Source organism: Curtobacterium flaccumfaciens (assembly GCF_051548005.1).
Classification (GTDB): Bacteria; Actinomycetota; Actinomycetes; order Actinomycetales; family Microbacteriaceae; genus Curtobacterium.
The window spans coordinates 22,194-32,313 of the sequence record NZ_JBPUGH010000020.1; the positions used below are offsets into that span (position 1 = coordinate 22,194).

General features: G+C 69.5%; 8 protein-coding genes. 6 read left to right on the forward strand and 2 right to left on the reverse strand.

The window, feature by feature from the left end:
- Nucleotides 1–21 precede the first annotated feature (21 nt).
- Both ACSW7Y_RS04680 and ACSW7Y_RS04685 read right to left on the reverse strand, forming a co-directional pair.
- Entirely contained in the window at nt 22–384 is a 363-nt protein-coding gene (locus tag ACSW7Y_RS04680; RefSeq protein ID WP_438125173.1) for an L-rhamnose mutarotase, read from the reverse strand.
- A 59-nt stretch (nt 385–443) separates the two neighbouring features.
- Nucleotides 444–1,805, reverse strand: coding sequence for an MFS transporter (locus ACSW7Y_RS04685; RefSeq protein ID WP_438125174.1), 1,362 nt, complete (start codon nt 1,803–1,805; stop codon nt 444–446).
- 168 nt (nt 1,806–1,973) lie between these two features.
- On the opposite strand from ACSW7Y_RS04685, the gene ACSW7Y_RS04690 reads away from it, so the two are divergent.
- The 6 genes from ACSW7Y_RS04690 to ACSW7Y_RS04715 form a co-directional block, all read left to right on the forward strand.
- Nucleotides 1,974–2,984, forward strand: coding sequence for a LacI family DNA-binding transcriptional regulator (locus ACSW7Y_RS04690; protein ID WP_438125175.1), 1,011 nt, complete (start codon nt 1,974–1,976; stop codon nt 2,982–2,984).
- Nucleotides 2,985–3,055: 71 nt separating this feature from the next.
- Nucleotides 3,056–4,147 (forward strand): LacI family DNA-binding transcriptional regulator, encoded by a 1,092-nt coding sequence (locus tag ACSW7Y_RS04695; protein WP_438125176.1) that lies wholly within the window; start codon nt 3,056–3,058, stop codon nt 4,145–4,147.
- A gap of 245 nt (nt 4,148–4,392) precedes the next feature.
- Complete coding sequence (locus ACSW7Y_RS04700) at nt 4,393–5,709, forward strand: ABC transporter substrate-binding protein (RefSeq protein ID WP_438125177.1); 1,317 nt, start codon at nt 4,393–4,395, stop codon at nt 5,707–5,709.
- 5 nt (nt 5,710–5,714) lie between these two features.
- Complete coding sequence (locus ACSW7Y_RS04705; protein ID WP_438125178.1) at nt 5,715–6,644, forward strand: carbohydrate ABC transporter permease; 930 nt, start codon at nt 5,715–5,717, stop codon at nt 6,642–6,644.
- Between the two features lie 177 nt (nt 6,645–6,821).
- Nucleotides 6,822–7,667 (forward strand): carbohydrate ABC transporter permease, encoded by an 846-nt coding sequence (locus ACSW7Y_RS04710; protein ID WP_438125181.1) that lies wholly within the window; start codon nt 6,822–6,824, stop codon nt 7,665–7,667.
- Nucleotides 7,668–7,790: 123 nt separating this feature from the next.
- Nucleotides 7,791–10,120, forward strand: a 2,330-nt coding sequence (locus tag ACSW7Y_RS04715) for a family 78 glycoside hydrolase catalytic domain (RefSeq protein WP_438125179.1), incomplete at its 3' end; no start/stop codon positions are given.

A 10,120-nucleotide genomic window follows, 5' to 3' on the forward strand; every position in this document is an offset into this window, starting at 1 on the left:
GACCCGGACGGGCTCGTCGGGTCAGACCACCGGCCGGTGCGGTCCGTCTTCGGCGGCGGCGAGCTGGTCCGCGAGGTTGAACACCTCGGGCAGGACCCGCGCCACCTGGTCGGCCCGCCCGGTCGTACCGTCGAATAGGTCCTGCATGTGGGCCTCCCACGTCGTCGCGACCTCGGACGCGGCGAGGGCCGCGTTCGCGTCGGCGACCGAGTCCGTCTCGTAGTAGCCGATGAGCAGCCCGTCGTCGTCGAGGAACAGCGAGTAGTTTCGCCGCCCTGCGGCGGCGATCGTCCGCAGCATCGCCGGCCAGACGGCCGCGTGGCGTTCCCGGTAGGCGTCGAGGTGCTCCGCGGCCACCTGGAGACGGAAGCAGACGCGGGTCACGTGATCCGTGCCTCCAGGCGGTCTGGCCGGGAGGCCCGGATCACGTCGGTCGGCGTCGCTCACCGAGGCGTCCGCTCGCCGGGCGCGGCGCGCAGCGTCCGCTGACGCTCCGCGTGCTCGTCGACGGTCCGGGTCGTCCCCGTCACGCTCGTCACGGTGCCGTACCGTTCGGCCTCGATGGACTCGAGCGACCGGCCCTGGGTCCGCGGTGCCCAGATCGTGCCCACGAGGAACGACAGGGCGAGCAGGCCGAGGATGAGTCCACCGAGGGCCCGGAGCCCGATGTCCGACAGCAGCAGCGGGAACCAGATGCTGAGCAGGCCGACCATCACCCGCGCGGCGAGGAACAGCACGCCCTGGGCGCTGGCGCGGTAGCGGGTGGCGAAGAGCTCACTCGTCCAGAGGCCGTAGAAGGCCTGCGCGCCGATGCCCGAGGAGACGCCCCACGCGATCGCGAAGAACAGCAGCGTGCCGAGGTTCGCGGGCGCGTAGATGAGCACGGCCCAGGCGACGATCGCGAGTGCCGCGCCGATCGCGTAGAGGACGCGGCGGCTCATCCGGTCGGCGAAGCGCATGAAGCCGAAGTACGTCGCCGCGACCGTGCACGCCCACACGAGGACCTGGAGCCCGTACTGCTCGGGCACGCTCGTGACGCCGGTGGCCGAGTAGACGCGCGGCTGGAAGATGCCGGCCTGCCCGGCGACGGTGTTCCACAGGGCGTAGACGCCGAACAGGAACAGCATCGCGGAGAGGTTCACCCGCTTGCTGAACAGCTGGGTGATGCCGTGGAAGAAGTTCGCGCTGCCGGTGGCTGCGCGCTCGTCCTTCCAGATCGTGGACTCGGGCAGGCCGCGTCGGAGCCACCACACGACCGCGGCGACGACGAACAGGTGCGCGAAGATCAGTCGGCTGCCGAGCAGGCCGAGCGGCGCGGCGGCGATCGCCAGGGCGAACCCGACCATCGGGCCGATCGACCACGCGAGCTGCGCGGTGCCGACGTGCGCGGCCCGCTTGTCGGCGGGCGCCTGCTCGGCGATGTAGGTCCAGCTCGCCGGGACGCCCGCTCCGACCGCGATGCCGGTGAGGACGAAGCCGGTGAGGAGCATCCCGTAGCTGCCGGCGAACACCGCGAGCAGGATGCCGAGCATGTAGAGCAGCAGGTCGTACGTGTAGATGAACTTCCGACCGTAGCGGTCGCACAGGGGACCGCCGATGATCGCGCCCGCGGCCGCACCGAAGGCGTTCGCGGACAGGCTCGCGAGGAGTCCGACCTGCAGGTCCCCGATGTGGAACTGCGCCTGCCAGAGGCTGAGGCTCGTGGCGATCGCGATGATCGACCCGGACTCGATGTAGTTCGACATGGCGACGGAGACCGTCGCCTTCCAGCCCGTCGTGTTCCGGGCTCCGATGCGGACCGCCATTGGTCCTCCGTTCCGCAAATCTGCTCTGAATCGTTTCAACGGTATGCGAGGACTGTACGCCCGCAACGGGTCTGAAGCAAGCGGGTGCGACCCCTCCGATGCGTGTGGCACCGTGCGGCACGGTCGTGAATCCGCTCCCCGGCGCTGTCGGGATGCCAGGATGTCGACATGGCGGTGAGTGTGCGGGAAGTGGCGGCGCTCGCCGGTGTGTCGCTCGGGACGGTCTCGAACGTGCTGAACCGGCCCGACAAGGTCGCACCCGCCACGGTCGAGCGCGTCCAGAACGCGATCGCGACGCTCGGCTTCGTCCGCAACGACTCCGCTCGACAGCTCCGAGCCGGGCGCAGCTCGACCGTCGGGCTCATCGTGCTCGACGGCGGCAACCCGTTCTTCACGGACGTGGCGCGAGGTGCGGAGGACGCTGCGATGGCGCAGGGTCTCGCGGTCTTGATCGGGAACTCCGACGAGTCCGAGGACCGTGAGCGGACCTACGTCGAGCTGTTCGAGGAGCGCCGCGTCGCGGGCCTCCTCATCTCGCCGGCCGGGGACGACCTCTCCCGACTCGAGCGTCTCCGTGACCAGGGCACCGCCGTGGTGCTCGTCGACCGCCGCGCCGACGATGAGCACTTCGCGTCCGTGTCGGTCGACGACGTCGCCGGCGGTCGCATCGCCGTCGAGCACCTCGCGGCGACCGGCCGACGACGGGTCGCGTTCGTCGGTGGGCCCGCCGGCATCCGGCAGGTCGCGGACCGACTCGCCGGCGGCCGGGACGCGGCGGCGGCGGCCGGCATCGCCCTGGAGGTCGTGCCGACCCGGTCGCTCTCCGTCCTCGAGGGCCGCCGTGTCGGCGAAGCGATCAACGCCAGGCCGCGAGGAGAGCGGCCCGACGCGGTCTTCGCAGCGAACGACCTGCTCGCGGTCGGGCTCGAGCAGGCATTCATCATGCGGGGCACGGTGGCCGTACCGGAAGAGATCGCCATCGTCGGGTACGACGACATCGCGTTCGCCGAAGCGGCCGTCGTGCCGTTGACCTCGGTGCGTCAGCCTGCGCAGGACCTCGGCCGCCGCGCGATCGAGCTGCTCGTGGCGCAGGTCGAGCGCGGGCAGGACATCGAACTCGAACACGTGGAGTTCCGGCCGGAACTCGTGGTGCGACAGTCCACCGTCGCCGACGCCTGAGTTCGACCAGACCGCCGGCGTGATCGCCGCCGCCCGACGCGTCGACGCCGGACGCCCCGTACGATCGAAGCATGGCGCGGACGAAGCACGAGCGGCCGCCGAGCGTGCGCCACGTCGCCGCCCGCGCAGGCGTCTCCCTCGCGACGGTCTCGAACGTGCTCAACCATCCGGAACGTGTCGCCGCGGCGACAGCGACACGCGTCCGCGACGCGATCGCCGCGCTCGGGTACACGCCGAACCAGAACGCCCGCGACCTCGCCTCCGGCCGGACCCGGTCGATCGGGCTGGTCCTCAGCACCCTCCGGAACTCCCTGTTCACCGACATGGTCACCGGTGCGCAGACCGCCGCGAAGACCGCGGGCCATACCCTGTTGATCACGGACAGCGACGACGATCCCGACGCGCAGGGGGAGCACCTCGCGTTCATGGAGAGCACAAGGGTGTCCGGCATCCTGCTGGCACCGATGACGAGCACCAGGGCGCAGGTCGAGCGTGTGCGGCAGCACGGCCTCCCGGTCGTGTACGTGAACTACGAGCCGGACGACCTCGACGCGTGTTCGGTCGTCGTCGACAACGAGCAGGCCGGGTACGAGGCGGCGACCCACCTGATCGCGCAGGGGTGCCGGCGCCTCGCGTTCGTCAGTGCCCGTCCCGACTGGCAGCCGGTCGCACGACGGCGGACGGGACTCCTGCGTGCGCTCGGCGAGCATCCGGAGGTGACGCTCGTCGACATCGACGCCGGTGTCCTCGATCCGCCGGGCGGCACGGACGCCGGAGTGCGCATCGCGGCGATGCATGCTGACGAGCGTCCGGACGGCGTGCTCGGTGTGACGGACCTCCTCGCGATGGCGGTCGTGACCGAGTTGCGTGCCGCCGGGATCGGGGTCCCGGAGGACGTGCCGGTGTCGGGATGTGACCACAACTCAGTCGCATGGGGCGGTGCCGTTCCGCTGACGTCCGTGACCCAGCAGGGTGAGGCGATGGGCGCTGCGGCGGTCTCGCTCCTCCTGGCGGAGATCGCCGACGGCCCCGACCACGTGCACCGGACCGTCGTCCTCGACAGCGAGCTCGTCCCCCGGGAGAGCACGCTCGGACGCTCGGGAGCGCCGGGCGGACCGGGGCAGGCCGCACGACCCGACGCTGTGCAGGAGACCTCGGTCTGACGCGGTCCGGGCGACGCAGTCGGCTCCGATCGGTGCGGAACCCGGGAGGTGTCCGGGCACGCTCTCGCGGTGCCGCGCGGCACCGACCGCATCTTCGGTAACGAAAGCGACGCGGTGATTGACACCCTTCAACGATCGTGGTTCTATTCCGTTGAAACGCTTCAACCCGTAGCTCCGGCACTGCACTGCAGCAGGCGTCGGTCCGTTTCATCCGAGTCAATCTCGGCCTTACGAGGAGGTAAGGAATGTCAGCTCGTTCCCTGACCACGCGCTTGATCGCCATCGGCGGCGCGGCGGTCCTGATCGGCGGCCTGGCCGCGTGCTCGTCCGGCGGGGCCGGCGGCAGCAGCGGTGGCAAGGTCGAGATCAGCTACCTGATCGACAACGGCCCCGCCACGGCCGCGACCGCGAAGCCCCTGATCGCCGCGTTCGAGAAGGCGAACCCGGACATCACGGTCAAGCTGGACACCCGACCCCAGGGCACGGACGGGGACAACCTCATCAAGACGCAGCTGTCGACCGGTGAGATGTCCGACGTCTTCAACTACAACTCCGGCTCGCTGTTCCAGGCGCTCAACCCTGACAACACGCTTGTCGACCTGTCCGACCAGTCGTGGGCGAAGGACGTCGACCCGCAGTTCACCAAGGTCGTCAGCACGAGCAAGGGCATGTACGGCGCACCCTTCGGCACGAGCTTCGGCGGCGCGATCATGTACAACAAGAAGGTCTACGAGAAGCTCGGTCTGAGCGTCCCCACCACCTGGGACGAGTTCATCAGCAACAGCGAGAAGATCAAGGCCGCCGGCATCGACCCGATCATCCAGACCTACGGCGACACCTGGACGAGCCAGCTCTTCGTGCTCGGTGACTTCGCGAACATCGACGCACAGCAGTCGGACTGGGCGTCGCAGTACACGAAGCACAAAGAGTCCTACACGAAGGCCCCGGCGTTCGCCGGCTTCCAGCACCTCGCCGAGGTCAAGGACAAGGACCTGCTGAACAAGGACTACGCCTCGGCCACCCAGGCGAACGGGTTGAAGATGCTCGCTGAGGGCGCCGGAGCGCAGTACCCGATGCTCACGAACGCGATCTCGACGATCCAGCAGGACAACCCGAAGAACGTCGACGACATCGGCGCGTTCGCCATCCCGGCGCAGAACGCTTCGGACACGCGGTTGACGATCTGGGAGCCGAACGGCCTCTACATCCCGAAGACGACCACCGGTGACAAGCTCACCGCTGCGAAGAAGTTCATCGCGTTCGCGAACTCGTCCGACGGCTGCAAGATTCAGAACGACACCGGGACCCCTGGCGGCCCCTACGTCATCTCGACCTGCACGCTCCCGAGCTCGGTCCCCCCGATGATCAACGACCTGCAGAAGTACCTCGACGACAAGAAGGCGAGCCCGGCGCTCGAGTTCCTGTCGCCGATCAAGGGCCCGAACCTCGAGAAGATCTGCATCCAGGTCGGCTCCGGGATCTCCTCCGCCGCGGTGGGCGCGAAGCAGTACGACCAGGACGTCGTGCAGCAGGCGCAGCAGCTCGGCCTCAAGGGCTGGTGAGGTCGGTGACCGCGACGCTCACGACGGCGGTGGCCCCGCCGCAGACGACGAAGGTGGGCCCCGGGCCCGCTCGGAAGCGCATGCGTTCGTACTACCCGGCGTGGTTCTTCATCCCGGCGATCGCGTTGTACGTCGTGTTCTTCGCGGTCCCGACCTTCGCGGGGTTCTACTTCTCGCTCACCCGCTGGACGCTGTTCGACCAGACCTTCATCGGCTTCGACAACTTCGTCCGGTTCTTCCAGGACCCGCAGCTCGTCTCCGGGTTCGTGCACACGTTCGAGTACGGGTTCGTGACGAGCGCGGCGAAGGTGGTCCTCGGACTCGCCCTCGCCCTGCTCCTCACGAGCCCGGTGCTCGGGCGCGGCTACCTCCGCGCCGTGGTGTTCTTCCCCGTCCTCGTCTCGACGATCGGCATCGGCATCACCTTCAAGGCGCTGATGGACCCGTTCCACGGGATCATCAACGGCGCCCTCGGGGCGGTCGGCCTCCCCACGCCCGGATGGCTGACCGACCCGGCACTCGCCCTCTGGAGCGTCGCCGCGGTGGACATCTGGAAGGGCGTCGGCATCGCGACGCTCATCTTCATCGCCGGCATCGTGGCGATCCCCCAGGAGTACTTCGAGGCAGCGCGCGTGGACGGCGCGAGCTCCTGGACGATCTTCCGGAACATCACACTGCCGCTGTCCCGCCCGGCCATGGGCACGGTCATCATCCTGTCGCTCATCGGCGGCCTGCGGTCGTTCGACCTCATCTGGGCGATGACCGGCGGCGGTCCGGGCTTCACCAGCGACGTCATCGCGAGCGTCATCTACAAGCAGTACCAGGCCGGGTTCTACGGCCTGTCCACCGCCGGCAACGTGGTGCTGTTCGTCGTGGTCACGGCGATCATGGTCCCCATCTCGTGGCTCATCAACCGCAAGGAGGCGGAACTGTGACGGCACTGCACTCGCTCCTCCCCATCTCGTGGCTCATCAACCGCAAGGAGGCGGAACTGTGACCGCACTGCACTCGCTCCTCCCCATCTCGTGGCTCATCAACCGCAAGGAGGCGGAACTGTGACCGCACCAGCACTCGACCGGCGGACCCGGGGCGCGACGACCGCCACGCCGGCGCTGCGTCGCGGCCCGAAGCGCGACACGGTGCAGAAGTGGACCGTCGGCTCGATCGCGATCGTGGTCAGCTTCGTCGTCTTCCTCGTACCGTTCGTGTTCATCCTGCTCCAGGCGATGAAGTCACCTGCCGACGCGAACCAGCTCGGGTTCACGCTGCCGACGCAGTTCCAGCTCTGGCAGAACCTCGCCACGGTGCTGCAGACCGGGGACGGCGGCATCCTCCGGGCGTTCCTCAACAGTGCCGTCCTCACCGTCGGCAGCGTGATCATCATGGTCGTCTTCTCGGCCATGGTCGGCTACACGCTGCAGCGGCGGCCGAGTCGGTGGAACGGCGTGATCAACTTCTTCGTCCTCGCCGGGCTCATCGTCCCGCCGGCGATCGTGCCGACGATCTGGGTGCTGCAGGGGCTCAACCTGTTCAAGACGATGGGCGGGATGATCCTCATCGAGGCCACCTTCGGCCTGTCGTTCTGCATCCTGCTCTTCCGGGCCTTCGTCGCGACGATCCCGAAGGAGCTCGACGAGGCCGCCGTCCTCGACGGCGCCGGTCCGATCCGCCTGTTCTTCGGGGTCGTCCTGCCGCTGCTCAAGCCGGTGATCATCACGGTCGTGCTCGTGCAGTCGGTCACGGTGTTCAACGACTTCACGAACCCGCTGTACTTCCTGCCCGGATCGGACAACGCCACGGTCCAGCAGACGCTCTACTCGTTCCAGAGCCAGTCGGTCAGCCAGCTGAACCTACTCTTCACGGACGTCCTGCTCATCACGATCCCCCCGCTGATCCTCTACGTCTTCTTCAACCGTCAGATCGTCGCCGGCATGACCAGCGGCGCCGTCAAGGGCTGACGCCCGACCGCTCGGCCTGGAGGCACGGATCGCCTCCGCCGGGCCGCCTCCCTCCGGCGGCGGCCCGGCCCACGACCCCAGCACCGGTCGACGACGACCGGTCGCCTGAAAGGAACCCACCACATGACCGACCGCACCGCATCGTTCATCGCGAGTGACGACGATCTCGGCAGCGCACCGATCCTGCGTCGGGAGTTCACCCTCGACGCCGGCCACGGCGACGTCACGAGCGCGCGCCTCGACGTCAGCGCCCTCGGGGTCGTCGAAGCCTGGCTGGGCGAACGGCGTGTCTCCGACCACCTGCTCGAACCGGGGTGGACGAGCTACGAGTGGCGCGTCCGGGTCGTGCCGCACGACGTCACGGCGCACCTCTCGGACACCGGCCCCGGCGACGCCGCCGTCCTCGCGCTCGTCCTCGGCAAGGGCTGGGCCGCCGGACGGCTCGCGTGGGGTGGCGGGGGCGGTTGGTACGCCGACGAGGTCGCCGGGTTCGCCGAACTCCGTGTGACCTTCGCCGACGGCCACGAGCAGCTCGTCGCGACCGACACCGACTGGCAGGCCCTGTCGAGTGCGATCACGGCCGACCAGCTGTACGACGGCGAGGACATCGACGCCCGACTCCGCGACGGATCCTTCCTCACCCCGGGCGAGGTGACGGTGCCGAGCGTCGACGGACACGAAGGCCGCACGAGCACGGTCCACACGGTGGACCTCGGGGAGCGCGAGCTCGTCGCCGACACCGTGCCGCCCGTCCGACCGCTCGCCGAGATCACGCCGGTCGAGGTCTGGACGAGCCCGTCGGGAGCCACGCTGGTCGACTTCGGCGTGAACCTCGTCGGCTGGATCCGGGTGACGGCGTCCGGCCCCGTCGGGACCGTCCTGACGCTCCGGCACGCCGAGGTCCTCGAGCACGACGAGCTCGGTGTGCGGCCCCTGCGCACCGCGAAGGCGACCGACCACTTCACCCTGAGCGGCGGTGCGGACACCTTCGAGCCGCGCTTCACCTTCCACGGGTTCCGGTACGCCCAGGTCGACGGCTGGCCGGGCACGCTCGACGAGCTCCGCACCGCCCTGACGGCAGTGCAGGTCGGTTCCGACCTCGCACGCACCGGCGCGTTCGCGTCGAGCCACGACCTGCTGAACACCTTCCACGAGAACGTCGTGCGGGGCATGCAGGGCAACTTCCTCAGCGTCCCGACCGACTGCCCGCAGCGCGACGAGCGCCTCGGGTGGACCGGCGACATCGCCGCCTTCGCCCCGACGGCGTCCTACCTCTTCGACACGCGGGCGTTCCTCGGCGACTGGCTGCGCGACGTCTGGCTCGAGCAGCAGCACGCCGACGGCATCATCCCGTTCGTCGTCCCGGACGTGCTCAAGTACTCGCCCGCCGAGGACTTCGGCAAGCCCGATGCCACCGCGGTCTGGTCGGACGCCGGCGTCTGGGTGCCGTGGGCGCTCTACCAGGCCTACGGGGACACGACCGTGCTCGGCGAGCAGTTCGCATCGATGGTCGCGCACGTCCGGCGTGTCCGGGACCACCTGTCCCCGCGGGACGTCTGGGACACGGTGTTCCAGTTCGGCGACTGGCTCGACCCGGACGCACCGCCGGAGGCGCCGGCCGACGCGAAGGCCGACAAGGGTGTGGTGGCGACGATCTGCGCCTTCCGCTCGGCGACGATCGTCGCCGAGGTGGCGGAGCTGCTCGGACGCGACGCCGGCGAGTTCCGGGAACTCGCCACGCGCCTCCAGACCGGCTTCCGGAACGCCTACCTGCAGGAGGACGGGCGGATCACGTCGGACGCGACCACCGTCTACACGCTCGCGATCGTGTTCGGCATCCTGACACCGGAGCAGGAGGTCACCGCGGGTGACCGCCTGGCAGAGCTGGCGGCCGCTGCCGGGTACCGGATCTCCACGGGGTTCGCAGGCACGCCGTTCATCACGGATGCGCTGACGCAGACCGGACACCTGGACGACGCGTACCGACTGCTGTTGCAGACGGAGTGCCCGTCGTGGCTGTACCCGGTGACCATGGGCGCGACCACGGTGTGGGAGCGGTGGGACTCGATGTTGCCGGACGGCACCATCAACCCCGGTCAGATGACGTCCTTCAACCACTACGCCCTCGGGGCCGTCGCCGATTGGATGCACCGGGTGGTGGGAGGCTTGTCGGCGCTCGAGGCCGGGTACCGGGAGGTGCTCATCGCGCCGCGGCCCGGTGGCGACCTGACGTGGGCGTCGACGTCGCTCGAGAGCGTCCACGGCCGGATCGCCGTGCGGTGGGAGCTCCTCGACGGGGACCTCGTCGTCCGTGCGGAGGTCCCGGATGGCGTCCGCGCGGTGGTGCGGTTGCCGGGGCTCGACGAGCAGCGCGTCGGCGGCGGCGCGCACGAGTTCCGCGTTCCGGCCGCGGTGCCCGCGGCCTGTGCGCGCACGGACGACGACGGCGGTGG

What these genes read in the sequence shown, in the direction of transcription:
- ACSW7Y_RS04685 (WP_438125174.1), bottom strand. Translation starts at nt 1,805, where the DNA reads ATGGCGGTCCGCATCGGAGCCCGGAACACGACGGGCTGGAAGGCGACG.
- ACSW7Y_RS04690 (WP_438125175.1), top strand. Translation starts at nt 1,974, where the DNA reads ATGGCGGTGAGTGTGCGGGAAGTGGCGGCGCTCGCCGGTGTGTCGCTC.
- ACSW7Y_RS04695 (WP_438125176.1), top strand. Translation starts at nt 3,056, where the DNA reads ATGGCGCGGACGAAGCACGAGCGGCCGCCGAGCGTGCGCCACGTCGCC.
- ACSW7Y_RS04700 (WP_438125177.1), top strand. Translation starts at nt 4,393, where the DNA reads ATGTCAGCTCGTTCCCTGACCACGCGCTTGATCGCCATCGGCGGCGCG.